We start from the raw sequence: 25,993 nt of genomic DNA, 5'->3' as shown, positions 1-25,993 counted from the left end.
GCGCCTTCCGCCATAGTAGGCGAGGACGTAGATTGGCGACAGCTGCGTTCACTCAAGGAATCGCCCCATGCACACCTCATCAAAAGGCCGACTTATCAGCCTGTCCCTGTCCATGCTTCTGGCCTCCCTCGGCACCAGCATTGCCAATGTCGGCCTGCCCAGCCTGGCGCAGGCGTTTGATGCCTCGTTTCACGCGGTGCAGTGGGTGGTGCTGGCGTACTTGCTGGCGATCACGGCGGTGATTGTCAGTGCAGGCAGCCTGGGCGACCGTCTGGGGCGGCGCCGATTGTTGCTCGCCGGGTTGCTGCTGTTCGCCGTGGCCTGCGCGCTGTGCGGCGCCGCACCTTCACTGCAATGGCTCGTTGCCGCGCGCGTCCTGCAAGGGCTGGGCGCAGCGAGCATGATGGCGATGACTTTAGGCTTGGTCGGCGACACCGTGCCCGCGCAACGCACCGGGCGTGTGATGGGCCTGCTCGGCACGATGTCGGCGGTGGGCACCGCCATGGGCCCCAGCGTCGGCGGCGTGCTGCTCAGCCTGTGGGGCTGGCGCGCGTTGTTTCTAGTGGGCGCGCCTCTGGGTTTGTTGGCCGCCGCCCTCGCCTGGCGGTATTTGCCGGCAGATCAGCAAGGCCGCACGTCGGCCTCGGGCAATGCATTCTGGCTGCCGTTGAAAGACCCAGCCTTGCGCGCAGGCCTGGCGATGAGCACCTTGGTATCGGCAGTAATCATGACCACCTTCGTGGTCGGCCCGTTCTATCTTTCCCGGGGCCTGGAGCTTGAGGCGGCGTGGATGGGCCTGGCGATGGCCGTCGGGCCGTGCGTTTCAGCGGCCACCGGTGTGCCGGCCGGCCACCTCACCGAGCGCCTGGGCAGCCAGCGCATGACGCTCGCGGGGTTGGGCCTCATGGCCGTCGGCGCCCTGGCGCTGTCGCTGGTCAGCGCCCTGGTGGCGTACCTTGCCGCGCTGGTGCTGCTGACGATGGGCTACAGCCTGTTCCAGGCCGCCAACAACACGGCGGTCATGAGCGATGTCGACGCGTCACGCCGGGGCACGATCTCCGGCCTGTTGAACCTGTCGCGCAACCTGGGCCTGATTTTCGGTGCCTCGGCCCTGGGCGCTGTGTTTGCCTGGGCCAGCCCCGATGTCACCCGCGCAGCGGCGCAAACCGTGGCTAATGGCCTGCACGTGACCTTCGCCGCAGCACTGGCCCTGATCATCGCCGCCAGCACCTTTGCCTGGCGCCGCCACAGCGCCGAGAACGGCGCGCAGAACACCCGTTGAGGCAAAAAAACAAAAAAGGCGTTGCGCCAGACCGGGTTACATCGCGCATCATGGGCACTTTCAAGCTCAAGGGTAATGTCCATGCGCGTGCTGTCATTGATGATGGGTCTTACGACGCTGGCCGCCAGTTTGGCGTTCTGCGCCAGCGCGATGGCGAATGAAGAAAGTCAGTTGGTGCAACAGATCAATCAGTACCGCAGCCAGGTGCAGCGCTGCGGTAACCAGGGTTCCCAGGAACTGCCACCGTTGGCCAACGACACGCGGCTGGTGCTGCCGGCCACCAATGTCGGCGACTTGCAGCAAGCGCTGGCGCGGGCCGCGTACCCGATGGTGAATGTGCAAGCCATCAGCCTGTCCGGCCCCAAAAATGCCGAGGCGGCGATGAAGGCCGTGCGCGAAAGTTTCTGCCGCGTAGTGCTCGACCCGCAATTTGTCGACATCGGCGTAAGCAACAGCGGCCAGGATTGGCGCATCGTGCTCGCGCGCCCGTTGTTGACCAGCGGCCTGGGCGACTGGCAGACCGAAGGCAAACAACTGCTGAACCTGATCAACACCGCGCGCGCGCAACCGCGCCAGTGCGGCACCCAGGCGTTTACCGCGACCACGCCGGTGTCGTGGAACGATGAGCTGGCCAATGCCGCCAACAGCCACACACGCAACATGGCCAACGGCAACTTCTTCGACCACCTCGACCACGATGGCCGCACCCCGGGCGACCGCGCGGAGCTGGCCGGCTACATCGCAAAAAACATCGGTGAAAACATCGCCGCCGGCCTCGACACCCCGCGCAAAGTGGTGGACGGCTGGCTCGCCAGCCCCGGCCATTGCGCCAACTTGATGAACCCGCAATTTCGCGAGTTGGGCGCAGCCTATGCCATGGACCCGAAGAGTGACGCGGGGATTTATTGGACCGGTTTATTCGGCGCGCAGTAGGGCGTGAGCAGGCGCCGAACTCCGCCGAGCGCAATCTATCCAAACGGAGGGAGAATCAAATTGCCATCTAGGCGATAATTGCGCTGAACTGGCAGCGGTCAACCGGGTCAGTAGCTTGATACCTGAGGCATTCAGGCACGCTAAAGACTCTGGAAAACAAGGTGTTCACCCAATGATGAATTGGCTGCAAAGCAGCAGCGACATGGCCGAGCGAGTTCGCCAGCATGATTGGGCAAGTACGCCATTAGGTCCATTGGAACAATGGCCTGATGTACTCAAAACCACCGTTGCGCTGTGTTTTGCCTCAAGCTTCCCCCAGTCCATCAGTTGGGGCCCGCACCTGATCACGCTCTACAATGATGCGTTTATCCCTATTCTGGGCGATAAGCCCTACGCATTGGGGCGTGCTTTCAGCGACACCTGGCGTGAAGTCTGGGACGAAGTGAGCCACTTCGCCAATGCTGCCTTTCAAGGCAATGCGACCTACGTAGAAAACTACCCGCTGGTGATTGAGCGTGGCAATGGCCCGGAGCAAGCGTACTTTACGTTTTGCTACAGCCCTGTGCGCGACCCGCAAGGCACGGTCGTCGGCATGCTCAATACGGTCACAGAAACCACCGCCACGGTCTTTCTCGCCCGTCGCCTGGCCGTACTGGATGCCATTGGTAGTGCGGTGGCCAACGCCACCGACGCCGAATCCATCATGACCACCACCACGCGCCTGTTGGCCGAACACCTGCATGTGTCCAATTGCGCCTATGCCGATATGGACGCCGATGAAGACGGCTTCACCATTCGCGGTAATTGGGCGGCGCCCGGCTCGCCAAGTATCGTCGGGCGGTACAGCCTGGCCTCGTTCGGCGCACACGCGATAAAACAGCTCAACGCCGGTGAAGCGCTGGTGATTGGCGACAACCGCGTGGAGTGCACGCCCGAGGAGTCCGCCTGCTACCAGACCTTGGGCGTCACGGCGACGGCGTGTTTCCCGCTGATCAAAGACGGGCGCCTGACCGCCCTGATGGCCGTGCATCACAAGTTTGCGCGCGTCTGGTCGCCCTATGACTTGGCCCTGGTGAGGGAAGTCACCGAGCGCTCCTGGGCGCATATCGAACGGGTGCGCGCCGACGCCGCCGTACGCGAGGGCCTGGCGGCCATTACCGAGCTGAACGCCACCCTGGAGCAGCGCGTCGAAGAACGCACCAGCGCCCTGACCCAGGCCGAAGCGGCGCTGCATCAGTCGCAAAAGCTCGAAGCCATCGGCCAGTTGACCGGCGGCGTGGCCCACGACTTTAACAACCTGCTGACGATCATTCGCTCCTCGGTGGACTTCCTGCGCCAGCCCGGGCTGTCCGAAGAGCGGCGCCAACGCTACATGGGCGCCGTCTCGGACACCGTCGAGCGCGCCAGCAAGCTCACCAGCCAGTTGCTCGCCTTCGCCCGCCGCCAACCGCTGAACCCGGAAGTGTTCGATGTGTGCCTGCGGGTCAAGAACATCGGCGAAATGCTCGAAAGCGTGACCGGTGCGCGTATCCATGTGCAGACTCAATTGCCCGGCCAGCCTTGCTATGTGCGCGTCGACCCCAGCCAGTTTGAAACCGCGCTGATCAACATCGCGCTCAACGCCCGCGATGCCATGGAGGGCCGAGGCACCCTGACACTGCGCGTGGCAACGCTGGCGGCGCTGCCGCGTATCCGGGGCGATGCCGAAGCCCATCAGCCGTTTGTGGCGATTGCGCTGGCCGACACCGGCAGCGGGATTCCCGGCAATACCGTCGAGCGCATTTTCGAGCCGTTCTTTACCACCAAGGCCGTGGGCAAAGGCACCGGCCTGGGCTTGTCGCAAGTGTTCGGGTTTGCCAAGCAGTCCGGCGGCAATGTCGATGTAACCAGCCACTTGGGCCAGGGCAGTGTGTTTACCCTGTACCTGCCTGAAGCGGAACCGGCGGCGGAGCAACCCAGCCTGGCGCAGGAAGACTGCAGCCCAACCCACGACACGGCAATGCACCATATTCTGATCGTGGAAGACAACCTGGAAGTCGGCCGTTTCGCCAATCAGATCCTGCAGGACCTCGGCTACCAGACCACCTGGGCCACCGATGCCGAACAGGCATTGGCGCTGGCCGGGCCCGACGGGATGGCGTTCGACGCGATTTTCTCGGATGTGGTGATGCCGGGCATGACCGGCGTGGCGATGGCCAAGCTGCTGCGCCAGAGGCGGCCGGACTTGCCGATAGTGCTGACCTCGGGCTACAGCGAAGAGCTGGCCGACAGTGGCTACGAAGGCGTCGAGTTCCTGGCCAAGCCCTACTCCGCCGACCAAGTGGCCCGTGCGCTGGCTAAATCGATGCAACGCGACTGAGCCCTGCCTCAAGCGCCCTACTCTGCTACCGCCACCTGGTTACGCCCCATGGCCTTGGCGCGGTACAGCGCCTTGTCGGCGGTGTTCATCAGGCTGTGCAGGTCCTGATCGAGGCTGCGGGTGGTGGCAACGCCCAGGCTCGCGGTCAAGCCCTGCACCGGCTCGGAGGCCAGCCCGGAAATCGCCTTGACCAGTTGCTCAGCGATACCCCGTGCAGTTTCCAGTGAGGTATTGGGCAACAGCACCGCAAACTCCTCGCCGCCGAGCCGCCCGTAGACATCGGCCTGACGAAACGATGCACTGATCACCCCGCCGACTTGGCGCAGCACTTGGTCGCCGGCCTGGTGGCCGTAGGTGTCGTTGATATCTTTGAAGTGGTCCATGTCCATCATCAGCGCGCACAGCGGCTGCTGGTTGTGGCGACACTGCGCGTAGAGCACTTGGGCGTGTTCGAAAAACGCCCGACGGTTCATCAGCCCCGTGAGCTCGTCGGTCTGGGCGGCGCGTGTGGAAATCGTGTACGCACGCTCCATTTGCCGGGTCAGGCGAAAGGCTTTTTCCAGGGCATCGGACAGTTTGTGCGTGGCGCTGGCCACGAAAAACGCGAACACCAGCACCGCAATGGCCACACCCACTTGCATCGACGAGGCCTGGAACAGCAGCCACAGCGTACACGGCATCAGCACCAGGGCAATGGAGCCCAGGGTCATGTAGCGATAGGCTGAATAACACGAGACCGCGCTGACTGACATGCCCACGGTAAACAGCATGACCAGCACTTGGGATAGGCGGTCGTCCGTGGGCATCACCGCCAACGCGCCAATGCCCCACACGCCCGCCGACAGCATCAGCGTCACCCAGTAACGACGCTCCCAACGCTGGGGCGTACGCTCGTTAATGGGGCAACGAAACCACTCCAAGAACATCTTGATGCGCAACAGCGAGGTGCCCGCCAGCACCGGCAGCCAGACCAGCATGACCTGGTGGTCAAAGCGGTCCCAACACAGCCAGCAGAGCATGCTGGCGGCCAGGTAACTGCCGAAAATGGCGGAGAACGATTGGCGAAATAGCTGGTGCAACCGGTCGGTTCGCACCTGCTCTTCGATAAAACCATCCTGGTCCTGCCCACGTCCAAGGCTATTCATGAAATACGCCTGTTTCGACTGCCTCGACAAAGGCGCCATTGTGGCACCCTGCCAGTAGTGCGGACAACAGAATCCGGCATGCTAGAGCCTTTAAAGGGCTTCCGGCCGCAGAATCAATACACCCAGTGGTGGCAGATTCAGCGAGAGCGACACCGGTTGCCCATGGCGCGCCTCATCCTGAGTGAACACTCCCCCACCGTTGCCATAGTTGGAACCGGCATAGGTGTCGGCATCACTGTTGATCACCTCGCTCCAACGCCCCGCAATCGGCACGCCGACCGAATACGCCTCGCGCGGTACTGGGGTGAAATTGGCAACTACCAATACCGGTTTGCCGTCCTTGCTCCAACGCAGCCAAGCGTAGACGCTGTTGATCGCATCGTCGCCGATTAGCCACTGGAACCCTTGAGGTGCGTCGTCCTGTTCGTGCAGCGCCGGCTCCTCGCGGTACAGGCGGTTCAGGTCGCCGACCAGCTTCTGCACGCCCCGGTGCTCGGGGTATTGCAGCAGGTACCAGTCCAACTGCTGATCGTGGTTCCACTCACGCCATTGGCCGAACTCGCAGCCCATGAACAGCAATTTCTTACCCGGGTGCATCCACATGAAGCTCAGGTAAGCCCGCAGGTTGGCAAACTTCTGCCAGCGATCACCGGGCATCTTGTCGATCAGCGAATGCTTGCCGTGCACCACTTCATCGTGGGAGATCGGCAGGATAAACCGCTCGGACCAGGCATACACCAGGCCGAAACTCAGCTCATTGTGGTGATGGGCGCGGTACACCGGGTCTTGCTGGATGTAATGCAAGGAATCGTGCATCCAGCCCATGTTCCACTTGTAGTTGAAACCCAGGCCACCTTGCTGCGTGCTCTGGCTCACACCCGGCCAGGCGGTGGACTCCTCGGCAATCACCAGCGCGCCCGGTGCTTCCAGCGCCACCACGTCGTTCAAGTGCCGCAGGAAATCGATGGCTTCGAGGTTCTCGCGGCCGCCATGGCGGTTGGGCACCCACTCGCCGGCTTTGCGCGAGTAGTCGCGATACAGCATTGAGGCCACGGCATCCACCCGTAAACCGTCGACATGGAAATGTTTAAGCCAGTGCAGCGCCGAGGCCAGCATAAAGCCGTGCACTTCCGTACGGCCCAGGTTGTAGATCAGCGTGTCCCAATCCTGGTGAAAGCCTTCCAGCGGGTTGGCGTATTCATACAGCGCGGTGCCGTCGAACTGGGCCAGGCCGTGGGTGTCGGTGGGGAAATGCGCTGGCACCCAGTCGAGGATCACGCCGATATTGGCCTGGTGCAGGGCATTGACGAAAAAGCCGAAATCTTCCGGCGAGCCAAAACGCGCACTCGGAGCGAATTGTGACAACGCTTGGTAACCCCAGGAGCCGCCGAACGGGTGTTCCATAATCGGCATCAGCTCGATATGGGTGAAGCCCAATTGCTGCACATGCGGAATCAATCGATCGGCCAGCTCGCGCCAGCCGTACTGGCGCGATACTTCGCCGGCCTCGTCCAGCTCGCATTGCCAGGAACCGACGTGCAGCTCATAAATCGACAGCGGCGCCGTGGTCTTGTGCTTGTCGCCGCGCGACTGCATCCACTCATGGTCTTGCCAGTCCACCTGCAACGGCGCGGCGACTTTCGAGGCGGTGTCGGGCGGCAGTTGGGTGGCCAGTGCCATCGGGTCGGCCTTGAGCGGCAGAATCCCGTTGGCACCGAGAATTTCGTACTTGTAGGCCGCACCCGGTTGCAGGCGTGGGATAAAGATTTCCCACACGCCAGACGGATGACGCAGGCGCATCGGGTGACGGCGGCCGTCCCAGATATTGAAGTCGCCCACCACCGACACACGCCGGGCATTCGGCGCCCACACGGCGAAGCGCACACCCTGCACGCCGTCGACGCTGGTCACCTGCGCACCGAGGCAACTGCTCAGGTCACGGTGATTGCCTTCGGCAAACAGGTACAGGTCCATTTCACCGAGGAGCAATTGGTTGAAGCTGTAAGGGTCTTCGGTGATCTGCTCACCGCCGGCCCACTGGATCTTCAGCAGGTAACCCTGGCGCGTGTTGAAATGCCCGACAAACAGACCCGGCACCTGAGTCGCGTCGAGGCTGCCAATCTGTTCACCGCTGTCACGCGCCAAGACCTGAACACTCAGGGCTTCGGGCAGGAACGCGCGGATAAACTGCCCGCCCTGCTCGTCATCATGCGGCCCCAGAATCGAGAACGGGTCATGGTGCTCGGCGCGCACCAGTGCTTCGACGTCCTTGGACGCCGGCATTGCAGTCAATTTCGGTTGCAGCGGTTCTTTATTTGTAAAGCTCATGACGTCTCCCCACCGCGTGCAGTTTTCGATATAGGTGTCAGCCCGCTGAGCAGGCCGTGCAAACCTTGCAACGGCACCGGCAACCAGGTCGGGCGGTTTTCCGCTTCGTAGGCCACTTCGTACGCGGCCTTCTCCAGGCTGAACAACGTCAGCGCGGCGCTCTGGCCTTTGGCATCCTGCCAGTCATGCGCCAGTGTAGTCGTCGCCTGATGATAAGCCTGGGTAAATGCCTCTCGCGCTTCATTCAGGTAACGCTCGGTCACGCGTTTACGGGCGATATCCGCTTCGGGTGAGTGATCCACTCCTTGCACATTCAGGGCCATGGCGGCAGCGTAATCAAACGAACGCAGCACGCCACTCACATCTTTATACGGGCTGTGCTTGCCGCGCCGCTCATGCAGCGGCCGCGCCGGTTCACCTTCAAAGTCGATCAAGTAAGCATCGCCCTTGACCACCAACACCTGGCCCAGGTGCAAGTCACCGTGGACCCGAATCCGCAAGCCGCCCGCCGTGGCTTTCGCCAAGGCCTGAACGTGACCGGTGATGGCTTTTTTCTGCGCCAGCAACTCACTGACCCGCGCCTGATCGGCAGGGTTCAATTGGTTTTGATGCAGCTTGAGCAAGTGCAGCGCGCGGTCGATCTGCGCCCCGACGTCCTTGGCCCAGGCCTGTGTATCCTTGACCGTGGTGGCTTCGGGGTTGAAGGCCTTGTTGGTGGTTTTCGCCGCCAGCACCCCATGCATTTCACCCAGGCGCTGGCCGAGCAGGCCGGCAAAGTCTTTCAACTCACCCAAGGCGTTGTAGTGCTGTTCCTGCTCGGAGATGGCTTCAGCCAGCTCGTCGCGAATCGCGCGCTCCAGGTTGTTCTGGGTCCAGCCCCACGCATCGCCCTGGTTGCTCAAGTAGCCCTGGGCGATCATCAGCAGGTTGTCATGGCCCTCGGCATCATGGCGAATCATCGAGCCCAGCAGCGGCGAGATATTCGGGTAGCCGGCGGCGGTCAAATAAGCGCTCATTTCCAGCTCCGGATGTACCCCGGCGCTGACTTTGCGGATAAGTTTGAGCACCAGGCTTTCGCCCACCACCACGGAGCTGTTGGACTGTTCGGCCGCCAGGTAGCGCACCTGCGACTCATCGCTCAGTTGCAACTGGGCCAAGTTCGGCGTGGCCTCAAAGCGCAAATCACCTTCACGGGTGTTCAACACCGTGCCGGCTTGCAGGCCGTGAATCACCGCACGAATAAAGTGCTCGAGGCTGAAGGCATCGGTCACCAAGCCCACCTGACGCGCTCGGCGTACGCGGGCCAGCGCCAACTGCTGCGGCAAGGCGCTGGTGAACTGGTCTTCACCGAGAAAGCCGAACGGCAGTTGGTAGCGACTGACCTGACCACCGCTGCTGACCTCGATTTCGCTGAGCAGCACCGGGTACTGCGGGTCGCCGAAGCGCACGCCGTAGGCGATGTGCACACTGTCGATGGCGGTGTCCTTGCCCGCGAACCAGCGCCGCTTGGGCAGCCAGGCCGGCAGCGAGGTGTGCTCCAAGGTGGTGCGGCACGGTTCTTCGAGTAACTCTTCCATGCGTTTTTTCAGCACCAACGTAGTGAAGTCCGGAATGCTCTGCGCCGGTTCCACATGCCAGCTCGGCATCTGTTTTTCCGCCGCCAACACGAACCAATAGAAACCGTACGGCGCCAGGGTCAGCAGGAAATTCAGCTGGCCAATCGGCGGGAAGGCATTACCGCCGAGCATTTCCACCGGCACCATGCCGGCAAAGGCCGACAAGTCCAGCTCGGCCGCTTGGGCACTGCGCGACACGTTGGCCACGCACAGGATGATCTCGTTGCGCCCATCGCCGCCGGTGTATTCGCGGGTATAGGCCAGGATACGGCGGTTGCTCGGCGAGAGCATTTTCAAGCTGCCACGGCCAAAGGCCTTGGACTGCTTGCGCACCGCCAGCATGCGTCGGGTCCAGTTCAGCAGCGAGTGCGGGTCCTGGGCCTGAGTCTCGACGTTGACCGACTGGTAGCCGTAAAGCGGGTCCATGATCGGCGGCAGCACCAGGCTGGCCGGGTCGGCGCGGGAGAAGCCGCCGTTGCGGTCGATGGACCATTGCATCGGCGTGCGCACGCCGTCACGGTCGCCGAGGTAGATGTTGTCGCCCATGCCGATCTCATCGCCGTAATACAAGGTCGGCGTGCCCGGCATTGAAAGCAACAGGCTGTTAAGCAATTCAACGCGACGGCGGTCGCGCTCCATCAGCGGCGCCAGGCGCCGACGAATACCCAGGTTGATCCGTGCGCGACGGTCGGCGGCGTAGTAGTTCCACAGGTAGTCACGCTCTTTGTCGGTGACCATTTCCAGGGTCAGTTCATCGTGGTTGCGCAGGAAGATCGCCCATTGGCAGTTGGCAGGGATCTCCGGGGTTTGGCGCAAAATGTCGGTGATGGGGAAGCGATCTTCCTGGGCCAGGGCCATGTACATGCGCGGCATTAGCGGGAAGTGAAAGGCCATGTGGCACTCATCGCCGTCATCACCCTTTTTGTCACCAAAGTAGAGCTGCGTGTCTTCCGGCCACTGGTTGGCCTCGGCGAGCAGCATGCGGTCCGGGTAATGCGCGTCGATCTCGGCGCGGATCTGCTTGAGGACGTCGTGGGTTTCCGGCAGGTTCTCGTTATTGGTGCCGTCGCGCTCGATCAGGTACGGGATGGCATCCAGGCGCAGGCCGTCGATGCCCATGTCCAGCCAGTAGCGCATCACCGACAGCACCGCTTTCATCACCTGCGGGTTGTCGAAGTTGAGGTCCGGCTGGTGGGAATAGAACCGGTGCCAGAAGTACTGGCCGGCGACCGGGTCCCAGGTCCAGTTGGACTTCTCGGTGTCGAGGAAAATGATGCGGGTGCCGTCGTATTTCTGGTCGTCGTCGGACCACACGTAGAAGTCTCGAGCGGCCGAACCCGGCTTGGCCTTGCGCGCACGCTGGAACCAGGGGTGCTGGTCGGAGGTGTGGTTGATCACCAGTTCGGTGATAACCCGCAGCCCGCGGTTGTGCGCTTCGGCAATAAAGCGTTTGGCGTCGGCCATGGTCCCGTAATCGCTGTGCACGCCACGGTATTCGGCGATGTCATAGCCGTCATCGCGGCGTGGCGAGGGGTAGAACGGCAAGAGCCAGATGGTGTTCACGCCCAGGTCGGCGATGTAGTCGAGCTTAGCGATCAGCCCGGGAAAGTCACCGATGCCGTCATTGTTGGAGTCGAAATAGGATTTGACGTGAACCTGGTAGATCACCGCGTCCTTGTACCAGAGCGGGTCTTTGATAAAGGTGGCAGCCTTGGGTTTCTTCGCCATTGGAAACTCCTGAAATGCTTGAACATTGACCTGAAGGGGCGCGTTCGATGTGGGAGCTGGCTTGCCTGCTCCCACCTTTACTCTTCATCAGTCTGAAGATCAGGCTCGGCTTAGGAAGTGGTGATGCGCCATATTCCAAACGGGGTGTGCGGCTCCAGCCGCAGCCACTGGGTCTTGCCGTACCAAGTCCAGCGATGGCCGTTCATCAAGTCTTCGCCTTGGGTCTGGGCATCATCCGGCAAGCCCATTTCCCACAGCGGCAACTCGAAATCCGCCTCTTGGGCATTGAACGGGTCGAGGTTGACGGCGACGAGGATGAAATTGCTGCCGTCTTCACTGCGCTTGCCGAAGTACAGAATGTTGTCGTTCCACGCGTTGTAGAGCTTCAGGCCCAAGTGGGTCTGCAACGCAGGGTTCTGCCGGCGGATACGGTTGAGCTGGGCGATCTCGGCAATGATGTTGCCCGGCGCGGTGAAGTCCCGTGGGCGGATCTCGTATTTTTCCGAGTCCAGGTACTCTTCCTTGCCCGGCACCGGGGCGGCTTCGCACAGTTCGAAACCCGAATACATGCCCCACAGGCCCGAGCCCATGGTGGCAAGCGCCGCGCGGATCAAAAAGCCTGGTCGGCCGGACTGATGCAGGAAGCCCGGGTTGATGTCCGGCGTGTTGACGAAGAAATTCGGCCGGTAACACTCGCGCCACGGCGACTCGTTTAACTGCGCGAAGTATTCGCTCAGCTCGGCCTTGGTGTTGCGCCAGGTGAAATAGGTGTAACTCTGCGAGTAACCGACCTTGCCCAGGCGCGCCATCATCGAAGGGGTGGTGAACGCCTCGGCCAGGAAGATCACGTCCGGGTGTTTGGCGCGCACATCGCTGATCAGCCACTGCCAGAACGGCAGCGGTTTTGTGTGCGGGTTGTCGACGCGAAAGGTCTTCACGCCCTCTTCTACCCAACCGACCACCACGTCGCGCAGCTCGGTCCATAGGCTGGGGATTGAGTCGGCGGCATAGAAGTCAACGTTGACGATGTCCTGATACTTCTTCGGCGGGTTCTCGGCGTATTTAATGGTGCCGTCCGGGCGCCAGTTGAACCATCCGGGGTGCTGCTTGAGCCACGGGTGGTCCTGGGAACACTGGATGGCAAAATCCAGGGCGATCTCCAAACCATGCTCGGCGGCGGCCTTGACCAGTCGGCGGAAGTCATCGCGGCTACCCAATTGTGGGTGGATGGCCTCATGGCCGCCCTCCTCGCTGCCAATCGCGTACGGGCTACCGGGATCATCCGGGCCGGCGGTCAGGGAATTGTTCTTGCCTTTGCGGTGGCTGCGACCAATCGGGTGAATCGGCGGGAAATACAGCACGTCGAAGCCCATGTCGTGGATCATCGACAGCCGCGAGTGAACATCGTTGAAGGTGCCGTGACGCGCGGGATCGTCGGTAATCGAGCGGGGAAACAGCTCATACCAGCTGGCAAACTGCGCAGCCTCACGCTCAACGTCAATCGGGTAGACGGGGCTGATACTCAAGTAGGCGCGGTGGTCGGCCTGGGTCATCAAGTGCGCACTGTCTTCGTGCAAAAATTGTGCGACCTGCTCGGTTTCCAGCAGCCCGGAGAGTTCATGGTGCAACAGCATCAGGCGGTCACGCAGCTCATTGTCACTGCGCTCAGCGGCCTGCAGCACCAGGCTGCGGCCTTCCTGCAATTCCAGGCTGACCGGCACGCCGGCTTCGTGCTTTTTACGCAATTCGTAGCAGAAGCTGGCGAACGTATCGATCCAGGCTTCGATGCAATATTCATGGGGGCCTTGCTGGGTCACGCTAAACGCGCCCTCCCAGCCATTGTTGCCCACATCTGCCATGACCACGCTGTGCCAGCTTTCGTCCTGCAGCGGGCGCCAGCGAATCAGCACGGCGAGCTTGTCATGGCCGTCGGCGAACACCTTACTGGTGACGTTGACCCGCTGGCCAACCACCGCCTTTACAGCAAATTCGCCGCCGTCGATCACGGGCGCGGTGCTTTCGATAGCGATCCTAGGCAGCAGCAGCGCCTGGGACAGTGGCAATAAAGAATCGTCTGGAGCCAGTGTTTCAGCAGTCATCGAGCATCTTCCCCTTACGCCCTGTGGACGCTCTTTGCTTGATCCGAATTCTGAGGCGGCAGCGCTCTCCCTGAGCAGGGCCGTAATAGGTCCGAGCCTGCCGTCAGCGCAAAAGTTCAGGTGGATGTGCCGCCATTGGGCGGGGAATCAAATCTCCCCGGCGGTTGTCCACCGGTAGAGCAAAGCACAAAGGAGGCCACACCGATGAATATCCCGATCCCGGCTGAAACACCTGATCCGAATATCGACGATCCGACATTACCGCCTGCGCAGCCACCGCCGATTCCTGAACAGGAACCCCCTGAAAATGAGCCGCCGCCAGTGCAGGAACCTCCAACAAGCGAGCCGCCGGTCATCCTCTGACGTATTCGCTGCTGGTTCGACGTCCGCTTGCTCAATCCGCGTAATGGTGGCAATCGAACCAAGACGTGCAGGCGGACGTTAATAGTCGAAATTTCCCACCTACATTAAAGGAAAACCCCAAATCCAACCGACCTGGTAGTTCCCATACTGATCTGACGCTGACTTCAACGCCAAGTCCGAGGCCCCAGCGTTCAGCCGATCCGCATATGAGGAATTACCGTGTCGACCATCTATCAGCCATCGCAAGTCCGCTCCGACGCGCCTCCAATCCACGCTAAGTCGCAGGCCACTCCCCCAGCACCCGCCGTCGTGTCTGACAAAGCCATGGACGACCTGCTCCAGTCGGGCCCCAACAGCGACCGGCAGCCGATGCGCCCCGATGAGCCCAAGATGACGCCTGAAGGCCGGGCCATAATAGAGGGAGAGCTCAAAGAACTCAGTGCCCAGCTAACTCCTGCAACGGTCGAGCTCATGATGCGCCACCCTGAATCCGACGAGTCAAAAGCCCATTACGATAAGATCGACAGGGTGTTGACCCCAGACAACATCAAGGGCATGTTGGCCGGCAAGAATGCGGCGTCTTGCACAAAAACGCTTGCCAAGATCGAGACCCAATTAAAAAAAGAGTCGATCGACACTGCTCTCGATCCTATCTCAAACGAGCAGGTCGAGGCCTACCGCAGACATGTGGAATCGATACTGTTCGATCTAAAGGTCCGCTTGATAATGGACTCGGATGAAAAACGCTTTGAAATAGCCCGCGATTCTTTCCGAAAAGAGGACCCCCGCCTGACGAGCATTCAACACTATATAAATGACGTGTACGCCAAGAGTAAGCACCTCTACGACATTGCCACCGAGGTGCACAAAGCGATCGGGGCGCTGCAAATTGCACATCCTGAAGGTTTGGAGCCAGAGAAATACCGAGAACCTGACCACGCAAAGCATTCCAAAACCTACAGCTTCAGTAATACCGCAGCATCTACCCTTGAACACCCCTCCGAAATCAGGAATTTCGTCGCTGACCGAGACAAAATCGACGTCACCGGTATTAGTAAGCAGCTCAATAAACCCCTGCACTGGGTCAACCAATTATCCGGCGCCAGTGGCGAGATGCAGTTGAAATACTCGCGTGAAAATAATGCCAGTGTGCTGGTGATTTCCGGCATCAAAGGGGAGCCGGCGCTGGTCGCGAAGATATTCGGCCAAGTGAAAGAAAAGGACCTACTGATCTGACCGGCGGTCATCATGGGCCTCGAACGCCCTGACAATCCGGGGCATCACGCTAAATACCGCCAAGGCCAACAACGTACTGAGCACCGCGGTCGATTCGCGGCCCATACCCGCGGCAACCCCAATCGCAGCGGTCATCCAAAGGCCGGCAGCGGTGGTCAGGCCTTTGACGTGCTGGCCGTCCTCATCTTCCTTGCCTTTGAGGATGGTGCCGGCGCCAAGAAAGCCAATCCCCGCAATCACCCCCTGCACGACGCGGCTCATGGCATCGGCCTGATTACCGGACATCTGCGGCACCAATACAAACAGCGCCGCACCCAATGCCACCAGCATATGGGTACGCACGCCCGCCGCCTTGCCCTTGTGCTCACGTTCAAAGCCGAGAATACCGCCCAGGATCGCGGCGATCAGCAGGCGCACGGTGATCTGGGTAAGTTGCTTCGCATCGCCGATGTCAGCGAACTCGGCTTGCAGGGTTTGCCACACTTCTTGCCACCAGGCGTCCATGGAAGCACTCCTTTGTGATTATTGATAAACGATGGACAGCGGCGACCGCCAGTCAGTTGTCTGGAACGCTTGGCACAGTGGTGAGCCCTAACAATTACCAGCCTACGGAAAAGGAGACCACCATGCCTGTACGTATCGACAACCAAACGTGCTACTTCAAGGTCGACGAAAACGGCCAGGAACGCAGCCTGCCGGCGCCTGAGATAGAGGTCCTTACCGACAGCCTCAAGTCCATGTCTTTTGTGGTGGTGGAAGGCGAGCGAATCTACATCACCGAAGCGCAAGCCGACGCGTTGACCGTCGCCGGCGCCGTGGATGGGCGTAAACATTTGAAGGCGACCGACAGTGATTCGGTGATTTGATTGATCTGTATCAGCACCCGCTCAATAGCGCTGCACTCCAGGCGCCACGGGGTGCAGCAGATCGTCGCAGGCCTGCCTGCAAAACCCATCTGATCCGCTTTTTATCGCCCTAGCTGAGTCTGTTATGCAAACAGAGCGGCGTTCATAGTTCATCGGCCTGATGGAGGCTGATGAGCGAACGACCATGAGCGAAAGAATCCCCACCGTGGAAACCTTTGAGCCCATACACCCAAAGAAGGTGAAGGCCAAAACCAGCGATAACCTGATCCATACCCGCAGCTTCACCGGCCTGTTCCGCACCTTGCGCGTGAGCGGTGCAGCCCTACTGTTCCTGGCGTTTTTCGGCACCGTGTGGCTGAACTGGGGTGCACGGCAAGCCGTGCTGTGGGACCTGGCCGAAAGCAAGTTCCACATCTTTGGTGCGACCTTCTGGCCCCAGGACTTCATCCTGCTGTCAGCGCTGTTGATCATCTGCGCCTTCGGCCTGTTTGCGATTACCGTGTTTGCAGGCCGCGTGTGGTGCGGCTACACCTGCCCGCAAAGCTCGTTTACCTGGCTGTTCATGTGGTGCGAAAAAGTCACCGAGGGCGAGCGCAACCAACGCATCAAACTGCAGGCGGCACCCTGGAGCCTGAACAAACTGGCGCGGCGCTCGGCCAAACATACGTTGTGGCTGGGTATTAGCGTGCTGACCGGGCTGACCTTTGTCGGCTACTTCACGCCCATCCGCCCCTTGGCCCTGGAGCTGCTGACCTGGCAAATGGGTGGTGTGAGCCTGTTCTGGGTGCTGTTTTTCACGGCCGCCACCTACATCAATGCCGGTTGGCTGCGCGAAGCGGTGTGCATGCACATGTGCCCTTATGCGCGGTTCCAGAGTGTGATGTTCGACAAGGACACGCTGACCATTTCCTACGACGTGGCCCGTGGAGAAAACCGTGGGCCACGCAAGCGCGAGGTGAAGCCTGCCGATGTCGGCCTGGGTGACTGCATCGACTGCCAGCTGTGCGTGCAGGTGTGCCCCACCGGCATCGACATCCGCGACGGCCTGCAAATGGAGTGCATCGGCTGCGCGGCCTGCATCGACGCCTGTGATTCGATCATGGACAAGATGGGCTATGCCCGTGGCCTGGTCAGCTATACCTCCGAACACCAACTGCAAGGCGGCAAAACCCACCTGCTCAGGCCGCGGCTGATCGGCTACAGTGCCGTGCTGCTGGTGATGATCGCCGCGTTGGTGGTGGCCCTTGTGGGGCGGCCGATGGTATCGCTCGACGTGACCAAGGACCGTGGCATGTTCCGCGAAAACAGTCAGGGCTTGATCGAAAACATCTACAGCCTCAAGGTCATCAACAAGACCCAGCAGCGCCAGGACTACCGTCTGGAACTGGTGGATGCCGATGGCTTCGAGTTGCAAGGCAAGACCGAAATCAGCCTGGCACCGGGGGAAATCAGCGATGTGCCGGTGTCGGTGGCGTTGTTGGCCGACAAACCGGCGAGCAGTTCGCAGCCCCTGCGCTTCAAGGTGACGGATGTGGATGAGCCGTGGATCTACAGTGCTGCCGATAGCCGCTTTGTGGCGCCGATGAACCGCTGAGGTCTGGCAAACACAAACGATCAATGGTGGGAGCTGGCTTGCCAGCTCCCACCTTTAGCCCTGCGTACACTTTTACAAAGCTAATTAGGCCCTCATGAAACGCTACGAAAAATTTGCCGATGACATCGCAGAACTGATCCGCTCCGGCGTCCTCGGGCCCGGCCAGCGGGTGCCGTCGGTGCGTTATGCGAGCCAGACCTATGGCGTCAGCCCGTCCACGGTCTTCCAGGCGTACTACCTGCTGGAGCGCCGTGGGCTGATTCGCGCGCGGCCGCGTTCTGGCTACTTCGTCAACGCCCATGCGCCGAGCCCGTTTTCCGAGCCGGTGGTAAGCGAGCACGTGCATGAGTCCACCGAAGTGGATGTGAGTGAGCTGGTGTTTTCGGTGCTCGACTCCATCAAGGACCCCAATACGGTGCCCTTCGGCTCGGCCTTCCCCAGCCCGATGCTGTTTCCGTTGCCGCGCCTAGCCCGCTCCCTGGCCAGCGCCAGCCGCGAGATGGACCCTCGCCTGGTGGTCACCGACATGTCACCGGGCAACCCGCAACTGCGTCGACAGATTGCTCTGCGTTACATGGTCGGCGGCCTGATGCTGCCCATGGAGGAGCTGCTGATCACCAACGGCGCCCTCGAAGCGTTGAACCTGTGCTTGCAGGCCGTGACCGAGCCGGGCGACCTGGTCGCCATTGAAGCCCCCGCGTTTTATGCCTGCCTGCAAGTGCTGGAACGCCTGAAACTCAAGGCGGTGGAAATCCCCGTGCACCCGCGCGATGGCATCGACCTCAACGCCTTGGCGCAAAGCCTTGAGCGTTACCCGATCAAGGCCTGCTGGACCATGACCAGTTTCCAGAACCCCATGGGCGCCACCTTACCGGAGGCGAAAAAACAAGCGCTGGTAGAACTGCTGCGCAGCCACCAGGTGCCGCTGATCGAAGATGATGTGTATGCCGAGTTGTATTACGGGCAACAAGCACCGAAACCGGCCAAGGCCTTCGACACCGAAGGGTTGGTCATGCACTGCGGTTCCTTTGCCAAGAGCCTCGCGCCGGGTTACCGCGTCGGCTGGGTCGCGGCCGGGCGTTATGCGCAGAAGGTCGAGCGCCTCAAATTGATGACCTCGTTGTGCCCCTCGATGCCGGCCCAGGCAGCGATTGCCGACTACCTGCAACATGGTGGCTATGACCGGCACCTGCGCAAATTGCGTTACGCCCTGGAAGAGCAGCAAAGCGCCATGCTGGCCGCCATCGCCCGTTACTTCCCCGCACAGACGCGGGTCAGCCAGCCGGCCGGCGGGTATTTCCTGTGGTTGGAACTGCCGGAACAGACCGATTCGCTGAAGTTGTTCCAGATGGCCCTGGCACAGGGCATCAGCATTGCGCCGGGGCCGATTTTTTCGGCGACTCAGCGCTTCAGGAATTGTATCCGTTTGAATTATGGCAGCCCGTGGACCGAGGCGTCGGAGAAGGCAATGGAGACGTTGGGGCGGATTGTGCGGTCATTTTGAGGGCAAAGTGAAGGTCGCCAATTTCGTTTGCGCTATGGACGCTGATCGGGAACAGCTCGGGCCGAAACAACGTATAGGGGAACGGGTCGATCGCATACTGTGGGCAAAACATCATTAACACCGGCTGCCTTACGCTTATTTGCTGACCATTTCCTTGTCAGGAAATGGTCTTTTTTATCAATGTCAGCGCCCGCCGCCCAAATCCAGGAATGCCCCGGTGGTGTAGGACGCTTTGTCCGACAGCAGCCAGATGATCGCTTCCGCCACTTCATCCGGGCGACCGCCACGGGCCATGGGAATGCCGGACTCCAGTTTGCTGACGCGGTCCGGGTCGCCACTGAGCGCGTGGAAGTCGGTAAAGATATAGCCAGGGCGCACGGCGTTGACGCGAATCCCCTCACCCGCCACTTCTTTGGACAGGCCAATGGTGAAGGTGTCCAGCGCGCCCTTGGAGGCGGCGTAGTCGACATATTCACCCGGCGACCCCAGACGCGCGGCCACCGACGACACATTGACGATACTGCCGCCCTGCCCGCCATGTTTGGGTGACATACGCAGCACCGCGTGCTTGGCGCACAGCATCGGCCCCAGCACATTGGTCTTCATGATCTTCAGGATGCGGAACTCGGACATCTCATCGACCCGCGACTTATGCCCCACGGTACCGGCGTTATTGACCAGCGCGGTCACACGGCCCAGTTCCGCATCCACGCGATTGAACAGCGCGATCACTTCATCTTCGATGCTGACATCCGCACGCACTGCAATCGCCTGGGCGCCCAGGGCGCGAACGTGTTCCAGCACACTATGGGCGGCTTTTTCGTCGCACTGGTAGTTGATGCAGATACGGTAGCCCTCGCGAGCAGCCAGCAATGCCGTCTCGGCGCCGATGCCACGGCTGCCCCCGGTGATGATGACGACTTTGTCCATGCGTGCAGTCTCCTGATTCAACCATCTGTTTAAGGTTGGATCCAAGAATACCCGTCACCCACCGCTCTTGTCAGGCGCTACCGCCTCTTTGGCGCGCTGGATGTCGGCCATGAAACCCTCAGCCGGCAAGGGATGCCCCAGCAAGTAGCCTTGCAGCGAGTTGCAACCCAAACGCGTCAGGAAACTCTGCTGCACATCGGTCTCCACACCTTCAGCGACAATCCGCAGCCCCAGAGCCTGGCCGAGGGCGACGATCGCGGAAACGATGGCCGCATCGTCGCTGTCATGCTCCAGGTCGCGAACAAAACCACGGTCGATCTTCAACTCGTTGGCCGGCAAGCGCTTGAGGTACATCAGGCTGGAATAGCCCGTACCAAAGTCGTCGATGGACAGGTCCACACCCATGTCCGACAACTGCTGCAACACCGTCATGCTCGCATCGGCATCGCTCATGGCGGTGGTTTCAGTGATTTCCAGGGTCAGGCTGTTGGCCGGCAACTGGTGACGTTCGAGGGCGGCGGCGACACTGTTGACCAACCCGACATGGCAAAACTGCAGTGCCGACAGATTCACGGCAATGCGCCAGTCTTCATAGCCCTGGGCGTACCACACGCGCATCTGGCGACACGCTTCATTCAGCACCCACTCGCCGATCGGGATGATCAACCCGGTCTTTTCCGCCAGCTCGATAAAGGCCGCCGGCATCAGTAAACCTTGCTGCGGGTGCTCCCAGCGCAGCAGTGCTTCGGCGCCGACAGGCAGACCACTAAGCGCATCGAACTTAGGCTGGTAATACAACCGAAACTGCTCGTGCTCCAGGGCATTGCGCAGGTCCTGCAGCAACTGCAGTTGTTTGCGCGCGTTGGTATTCATCGACACGTCAAAGAAGCTGTAGCCGTTCTTGCCCATGCCCTTGGCGTGGTACATCGCGGCGTCAGCATTCATCAACAGTTCCTCGGGGTTGCCGCCGTTGCCCGGAAACAGCGCGATACCGATGCTGGCGGAGATTTTCAGCTCATGCTCGGCCACCGTGAACGCACGGTTGATCAAGCCGACCTGGCGTTCAGCCAAGCCCATGGCATCGTCCGGCTGCGTCAATTGCACCAGCAATACAAATTCATCACCGCCGATGCGTGCCAGGGTGTCCTGGCTGCGCAGATCTTCGCGCAAGCGCAGGCCCACTTCGCGCAGCAACTGGTCGCCCATGTGATGACCAAACGCATCGTTGACCGGTTTGAAACCATCCAGGTCGATAAACATCAACGCAAAGCAACCGCCCTGCTCCTTCACCGCCTGGATGGCTTGTTGAATGCGGTCGGCGAGCAAGGTGCGATTGGGCAGACCGGTGAGCATGTCATGCAGGGCCAGGTGGGTCAGTTCCTGGTTGGCCAGGCTCAGGGAGTCGGCGAGTACGGCAGTGCGCGTCTCCAGGCGTGCGTCGAGCAAGGAGGTCAGCAACGCGATGGTTAACACCGCCAACGAGGTGACCAGCACCAAGTTATCCAGGCCTGTGCCGCTCAGCCCTGTCAGCGCGGCGCCGCAGAAACTGTCGTCGTCAAAACGTGCCGCCGCCATGCCGGTGTAGTGCATGCCCACGATCGCAATGCCCATCACCACCGCTGCCCCGCCACGTGCCAGGCGCACGTACGGCGTGTTGCGCCGCAGGTTGAAGGCGATCCACAGGGCTGCGCCAGACGCCCCGACGGCAATCAGCAACGAGGCGCCGAACAGGGTGGGATCGTAGTCGATACCCGGGGTCATGCGCATTGCGGCCATGCCGGTGTAGTGCATGCTGCTGATGCCCGCGCCCATGATCAATGCGCCAAACCCCAGTTGCCACGCGGGCAGGCGTGGTTGGCTGACCAGCCACAAAGCAAAGCCGCTGGACAACACGGCGATTAGCAGCGACAGCGCGGTGATGCTCAGGTCGAACCCCAGGGCAAACGGCAGGTGTAAGGCCAACATGCCGATAAAATGCATGGACCACACGCCTACGCCCATCGCCAATGCACCGCCCGTCATCCACAAATACACCGCGCGGCCCTTGGTGGTCGCGATGCGGCCGGCGAGGTCCAGCGCGGTGTAGGACGCCAGGATGGCGACGAACAGCGAGATCACGACCAGGGAGGGGGAATAGCTACCGATCAGCATGGGGTTTCTCAAGACTGACGGGCATTGAAGGCCCGTGGCAGGTGGCAAAGCGGGCGATTGTAGCGAGAATAATTATTGGACAGTTGATTAATTATCAAGGGGCCATTAGTGGCGTTTTGACGTCAATTTGCTGGCTTGGGAATGGTGGGGTGGGGGGTGGATTTGAGTACATATCCGTTGTTTGGGTTACGGCTTAAATGGGTTCCGCTCTTACAGCGGGTCACTTTTGGAAAAGAGCCCCAAAAGTAACCAAAAGGGCTCTTGCCCCACCACTCGGCACCTCGCCTAGGCTCGGTGTGCCCTCACGCAGGCTTTGGAGCGGGGGCCGCCGCCATGGGCCATCCTTGGCCCATCGCGGCTAAACCGGCGTCCTGCCGGTTTACCCCCGCTCCAAAGCCTGCGTTCGGCCAGCGTGGTTTAACGGGGCGCCTAAGATCAAGATCAAAAGCAAGAGCACGGCGGCCTAGTAGCCGACCTGAGTGGTTGAAGCAAATCAAAAGCAAGCCGAGGCGGCCTGAAAGCCGACCTAATCGTGGAAGCTGAAACTCAATCAAATAATGAGATGGCTACCCCCGCCGCCCCCTGTGAACGCCCACTAAGCTTTCACAGGGGGATCTATCGGAGACCGCAGCCATGAGCAAAGTAGACATCACCGCCGTTGACCTTGGTAAGCACAGCTATCACGCTCACGAACAAGATGAGCGTGGCCATGTACTGCTGCGCAAAAAGTTTAATCGAGCAGGATTGCTCCAGCATTTAGCTTCCATCGAGCCTTGTACTGTTGTGATGGAAGCCTGCGGCGGCGCCCACTTCATGGCGCAACAAGTCGCCATGCTGGGACACACCCCCAAACTTATTGCTCCTCATCTCGTGCGCCCTTACGTAAAAAGCAATAAAAACGACTTCGCTGATGCCGAAGCGATTTGTGAGGCAGCTAGTCGCCCAACGATGCGTTTCGTACCAGTAAAACCCAAGCTCAGCAAGCGTTGGCCATGCTCAACTCGGTCCGCGACTCGCTTATCAAGGAACGCACAGCCGCCGTTAATCGAATTCATGCAGGGCTTTTGGAGGTGGGTGTCAGCTTGGCACCGGGCTTTAAATCAGTCAAAGAGGTGCCCGCGTTACTCGAAACAGCCTCATTTCATGGGCTGATCAAAAGCTGCTGCAAGGGCTGTATGACCACTACGTCTACCTGGATCGTCAGGTTAAGGTTCTCGACAAAGAAGTTGAGAGCCAAGTCGCTGAAGATGATCTGGCTTCTCGTTTGATGACAATTCCTGCGTTGGCCCGATCACCTCCAGCGTCTTGGCTGCGGAGTTGGGCGATGGCAAGCAGTTCAAATGTGGTCGAGGCTATTCAGCCTCGATAGGACTTGTGCCAAAGCAGCATTCTACTGGCGGTAAAACCGTACTTTTGGGCATCAGCAAGCGCGGAGATCGAAACCAGCGACGCTTGTTTGTTCAATGTGCCCGTATCTACTTGATGCACTTGGATAAGCAAAAGGGAGTTTGGCCGATTGGGTTCGCAAGCTGCTGGCAGGCCATCGGCACTCAATTTAGTGGTCTGCGCGCTAGCCAACAAGCTGGCAAGAATCGCTTGGTCGATCGCGGCAAACCACACTGAATTTGATGCAGGGCCAAGCGCGATGAACGCTTGACCCTGCTGTCACCCAAGCACCACCCACCTGGTTTTGCGATGCTGGATAACAGATGACGTGAACGGCCAACCGGCCTGACGACAACCCTGAGCTCCCACACGGCTGAAAGGCCGTCCAAATAATTAGGGTCGTTGGGCATCAATTCTCATCGAGGCGCGGGGCCAATACCCCACTCAGACGCCGAATAGATGAAAGCAAGCCATACACGCCATCAAAGACAGTATTGCAGAAAAGGGCGTAACCATAGATGTGGGAGCTGGCTTGCCTGCGATGGCATCAACTGGTTATGCCTGATACACCGAGGTGTCTGCATCGCAGGCAAGCCAGCTCCCACAGAAAAGCAGAGCACTGCGGTGCTGACAGTTAAACTCGGTCAAAATTGTGGGAGCGGGCTTGCTCGCGAATGCGGTGGGTCAGTCAGCTCATGTGTAACTGACCCACTGAAGTGCGCCCCAGAAGTTGGACACCCGTCCAACTCCTGAGGCTTTTCATGAGCAAATACACGACGCAGTTCAAGCTTTCCGCCATTACCACTTTCCTTGAACAGGGCCGAGGCTTTCGCCGCATAGCCGCTCAATTTCAAATGGATCCCACCTTGCTTCGTCGTTGGGTGGAGGCTTACCGATTACATGGCGAAGCCTGTCTAAGCAGAACCGGCGAACGCTACAGTCCCTTGTTCAAGTTTTCAGTGCTGCAACGCATGTGGCGCGACTCCTTATCTTTGCGCCGCGCAGCGGCGCTCTTCAACCTGGGTAACTCAAGCCAGGTGGGCAGATGGCAACAGCAGTATTACAGTGGCGGTATTGAAGCCCTGGAGTCAGGGAAAAAGGATCGATTACCGCTATGCCCAAGCCGCCTTCTAAACCGCGTAAAACTACCACCCCACTCACCGACGCACAGCTTGCACACAAGGCATTACTCGATGAACTGCAGTATTTGCGCATGGAGAACGCCTACCTAAAAAGCTTGGAGAGTTGGGCGAGGCGGTGATGAGGCGAGAGAGAGAAGCGAAGAAAAAGCCCGATTAGTCACTGAGCTCAAACAAGCTTTCCCCTTGAGTGATTTGCTCAAGCTGGTAGGTCTTGCGCGAAGTACGTACTACTACCAACTCAAGGCGATGGGCGTTGCGGACCGGTTTATCTCGATCAAAGCCTCTATCCAGACTATCCAAGACGAGAATGAGGGCCGCCTTGGTTACCGTCGGATGACTTTAGAGCTACGTAAGCAAACGCCGTTGATCAACGGTAAAACGGTACGACGGCTGATGGGAGAGTTAGGCCTGAAATGCACAGTGCGACCGAAAAATACAAATCGTATAAAGGGCCAATGGGAGAGGTATCGCCCAATATCCTGGCTCGTCAGTTCGAAGCTGAGCAACCAAATCAGAAATGGGTAACCGATGTCACCGAGTTCAAAGTGGCCGGCAAAAGCTGTATCTGTCCCCAGTACTGGACTTGTACAACGGAGAGATTGTGGCCTATAAGACCGCCGTCCGCCCCCAATACGCCTTGGTAGGCGACATGCTGGAGCTTGCCCTTGAGCGCTTGCCCGAAGGCGCCAAACCCATGCTGCACTCGGATCAGGGCTGGCACTATCGACACTCAAAGTATCGGGAAAAACTGGAAAAAGCTGGGTTGGAACAGAGCATGTCTCGCAAAGGGAACTGCTATGACAACGCCACAATGGAAAGCTTTTTCGGTACCCTGAAGTCGGAGTTTTACTATCGGGAAAGCTTCGACAGCGTTGCTCAGCTGCAGGCCGGGCTGGATAAGTACATCCATTACTACAACCATAAGCGAATCAAAACGAAGCTTGGCGGACTGAGCCCTGTGGCTTACAGAACCCGGTCCGCGGTAGCCTAACCATTAGCTGTCCAACTTTTGGGGCGCACTTCACACCGCATTCGCGAGCAAGCCCGCTCCCACATTTAGATCTCGGTACATCAGACAGAGAGTGTGCTGCTCTGCTGTGCTTTTGCCCTGCTTTTGCTTCAACCACTCAGGTCGGCTACTAGGCCGCCGTGCTCTTGCTTTTGATTTTGATCTTGATCTGAGGCGCCCCGTTAACCACGATGGCCGAACGCAGGCTTGAATCCGTGGGTAACCCGGCAGGACGCCGGGTTAGCCGCGATGGGCCAAGGATGGCCCATGGCGGCGGCCCACGGATTCAAGCCGGAGTGAGGGCATGCCGAGCCTAGGCGAG

15 protein-coding genes and 2 pseudogenes are annotated in these 25,993 nt (G+C 60.0%); 10 read left to right on the top strand and 7 right to left on the bottom strand.

The window, feature by feature from the left end; all coding sequences use genetic code 11:
• The first annotated feature begins 67 nt into the window (after positions 1-67).
• From K0P33_RS14805 to K0P33_RS14795, 3 genes are all read left to right on the top strand, one after another.
• Positions 68-1,282: an MFS transporter gene (locus K0P33_RS14805; protein WP_094952347.1), complete on the top strand. Its 1,215-nt coding sequence runs from the start codon at positions 68-70 to the stop codon at positions 1,280-1,282.
• A gap of 81 nt (positions 1,283-1,363) precedes the next feature.
• Positions 1,364-2,215 carry a CAP domain-containing protein gene (locus K0P33_RS14800; RefSeq protein ID WP_094952346.1) on the top strand — a complete coding sequence of 284 codons (852 nt, stop codon included), beginning with the start codon at positions 1,364-1,366 and terminating at the stop codon, positions 2,213-2,215.
• Between the two features lie 172 nt (positions 2,216-2,387).
• Positions 2,388-4,574, top strand: a complete 2,187-nt coding sequence (locus K0P33_RS14795) for a response regulator (protein WP_242155913.1) — start codon at positions 2,388-2,390, stop codon at positions 4,572-4,574.
• A gap of 17 nt (positions 4,575-4,591) precedes the next feature.
• Here K0P33_RS14795 and K0P33_RS14790 read toward each other — a convergent pair whose 3' ends face one another.
• The 4 genes from K0P33_RS14790 to K0P33_RS14775 all read right to left on the bottom strand — a co-directional run bounded on the left by K0P33_RS14790 (position 4,592) and on the right by K0P33_RS14775 (position 13,490).
• Positions 4,592-5,758, bottom strand: coding sequence for a GGDEF domain-containing protein (locus tag K0P33_RS14790; protein WP_242155911.1), 1,167 nt, complete (start codon positions 5,756-5,758; stop codon positions 4,592-4,594).
• 51 nt (positions 5,759-5,809) lie between these two features.
• Entirely contained in the window at positions 5,810-8,047 is a 2,238-nt protein-coding gene (gene glgB / locus K0P33_RS14785) for a 1,4-alpha-glucan branching protein GlgB (RefSeq protein ID WP_242155909.1), read from the bottom strand.
• Complete coding sequence (gene treS, locus K0P33_RS14780) at positions 8,044-11,391, bottom strand: maltose alpha-D-glucosyltransferase (protein ID WP_242155906.1); 3,348 nt, start codon at positions 11,389-11,391, stop codon at positions 8,044-8,046. Before treS ends, glgB begins: the two co-directional genes overlap by 4 nt.
• 110 nt (positions 11,392-11,501) lie before the next feature.
• The gene (locus K0P33_RS14775; protein WP_094952341.1) at positions 11,502-13,490 is read right to left on the bottom strand and encodes an alpha-1,4-glucan--maltose-1-phosphate maltosyltransferase; all 1,989 of its coding nucleotides are present in this window, start codon (positions 13,488-13,490) and stop codon (positions 11,502-11,504) included.
• 204 nt (positions 13,491-13,694) lie between these two features.
• On the opposite strand from K0P33_RS14775, the gene K0P33_RS14770 reads away from it, so the two are divergent.
• Together K0P33_RS14770 and K0P33_RS14765 are read left to right on the top strand one after the other, a co-directional pair.
• Positions 13,695-13,853 carry a hypothetical protein gene (locus K0P33_RS14770; protein ID WP_174245633.1) on the top strand — a complete coding sequence of 53 codons (159 nt, stop codon included), beginning with the start codon at positions 13,695-13,697 and terminating at the stop codon, positions 13,851-13,853.
• Positions 13,854-14,072: 219 nt separating this feature from the next.
• A complete protein-coding gene (locus K0P33_RS14765) occupies positions 14,073-15,089 on the top strand; it encodes a M10 family metallopeptidase C-terminal domain-containing protein (protein ID WP_242155904.1) in 1,017 nt (338 codons plus the stop codon).
• Here K0P33_RS14765 and K0P33_RS14760 read toward each other — a convergent pair.
• Complete coding sequence (locus K0P33_RS14760; protein WP_242155902.1) at positions 15,078-15,593, bottom strand: MgtC/SapB family protein; 516 nt, start codon at positions 15,591-15,593, stop codon at positions 15,078-15,080. The genes K0P33_RS14765 and K0P33_RS14760 overlap by 12 nt on opposite strands.
• A gap of 122 nt (positions 15,594-15,715) precedes the next feature.
• Between K0P33_RS14760 and K0P33_RS14755 the strand changes: the two genes are divergently transcribed.
• The 3 genes from K0P33_RS14755 (at position 15,716) to mapR (ending at position 19,053) form a co-directional block, all read left to right on the top strand.
• Positions 15,716-15,955: a DUF3203 family protein gene (locus K0P33_RS14755; protein ID WP_094952338.1), complete on the top strand. Its 240-nt coding sequence runs from the start codon at positions 15,716-15,718 to the stop codon at positions 15,953-15,955.
• A gap of 184 nt (positions 15,956-16,139) precedes the next feature.
• Positions 16,140-17,549 carry a cytochrome c oxidase accessory protein CcoG gene (gene ccoG, locus K0P33_RS14750; protein ID WP_242155900.1) on the top strand — a complete coding sequence of 470 codons (1,410 nt, stop codon included), beginning with the start codon at positions 16,140-16,142 and terminating at the stop codon, positions 17,547-17,549.
• A 94-nt stretch (positions 17,550-17,643) separates the two neighbouring features.
• Positions 17,644-19,053 (top strand): GntR family transcriptional regulator MpaR, encoded by a 1,410-nt coding sequence (gene mapR / locus K0P33_RS14745; RefSeq protein ID WP_094952336.1) that lies wholly within the window; start codon positions 17,644-17,646, stop codon positions 19,051-19,053.
• Between the two features lie 183 nt (positions 19,054-19,236).
• Here the strand turns inward: mapR and K0P33_RS14740 are convergent, their stop codons facing one another.
• Positions 19,237-19,983, bottom strand: a complete 747-nt coding sequence (locus K0P33_RS14740) for an SDR family oxidoreductase (RefSeq protein WP_094952335.1) — start codon at positions 19,981-19,983, stop codon at positions 19,237-19,239.
• A gap of 54 nt (positions 19,984-20,037) precedes the next feature.
• On the bottom strand, positions 20,038-22,134 hold the full coding sequence (locus K0P33_RS14735) for an EAL domain-containing protein (RefSeq protein ID WP_242155898.1): 2,097 nt from the start codon (positions 22,132-22,134) through the stop codon (positions 20,038-20,040).
• Positions 22,135-22,767: 633 nt separating this feature from the next.
• Between K0P33_RS14735 and K0P33_RS14730 the strand changes: the two are divergent.
• Positions 22,768-23,791 (top strand): annotated as a pseudogene (locus K0P33_RS14730) (IS110 family transposase).
• A 490-nt stretch (positions 23,792-24,281) separates the two neighbouring features.
• Positions 24,282-25,653, top strand: a pseudogene (locus K0P33_RS14725) (IS3 family transposase).
• Positions 25,654-25,993 lie beyond the last annotated feature (340 nt).

It is taken from the genome of Pseudomonas sp. ArH3a (assembly GCF_022648765.1).
GTDB lineage: Bacteria > Pseudomonadota > Gammaproteobacteria > Pseudomonadales > Pseudomonadaceae > Aquipseudomonas.
Note: the sequence above shows the minus strand (reverse complement) of the source record. Positions and strands in the feature narration are given on the sequence as shown.

Coding starts and splice junctions, on each gene's coding strand:
- K0P33_RS14805 (WP_094952347.1), top strand. CDS start 68: ATGCACACCTCATCAAAAGGCCGACTTATCAGCCTGTCCCTGTCCATG.
- K0P33_RS14800 (WP_094952346.1), top strand. CDS start 1,364: ATGCGCGTGCTGTCATTGATGATGGGTCTTACGACGCTGGCCGCCAGT.
- K0P33_RS14795 (WP_242155913.1), top strand. CDS start 2,388: ATGATGAATTGGCTGCAAAGCAGCAGCGACATGGCCGAGCGAGTTCGC.
- K0P33_RS14790 (WP_242155911.1), bottom strand. CDS start 5,758: ATGGCGCCTTTGTCGAGGCAGTCGAAACAGGCGTATTTCATGAATAGC.
- glgB (WP_242155909.1), bottom strand. CDS start 8,047: ATGAGCTTTACAAATAAAGAACCGCTGCAACCGAAATTGACTGCAATG.
- treS (WP_242155906.1), bottom strand. CDS start 11,391: ATGGCGAAGAAACCCAAGGCTGCCACCTTTATCAAAGACCCGCTCTGG.
- K0P33_RS14775 (WP_094952341.1), bottom strand. CDS start 13,490: ATGACTGCTGAAACACTGGCTCCAGACGATTCTTTATTGCCACTGTCC.
- K0P33_RS14770 (WP_174245633.1), top strand. CDS start 13,695: ATGAATATCCCGATCCCGGCTGAAACACCTGATCCGAATATCGACGAT.
- K0P33_RS14760 (WP_242155902.1), bottom strand. CDS start 15,593: ATGGACGCCTGGTGGCAAGAAGTGTGGCAAACCCTGCAAGCCGAGTTC.
- K0P33_RS14755 (WP_094952338.1), top strand. CDS start 15,716: ATGCCTGTACGTATCGACAACCAAACGTGCTACTTCAAGGTCGACGAA.
- ccoG (WP_242155900.1), top strand. CDS start 16,140: ATGAGCGAAAGAATCCCCACCGTGGAAACCTTTGAGCCCATACACCCA.
- mapR (WP_094952336.1), top strand. CDS start 17,644: ATGAAACGCTACGAAAAATTTGCCGATGACATCGCAGAACTGATCCGC.
- K0P33_RS14740 (WP_094952335.1), bottom strand. CDS start 19,983: ATGGACAAAGTCGTCATCATCACCGGGGGCAGCCGTGGCATCGGCGCC.
- K0P33_RS14735 (WP_242155898.1), bottom strand. CDS start 22,134: ATGCTGATCGGTAGCTATTCCCCCTCCCTGGTCGTGATCTCGCTGTTC.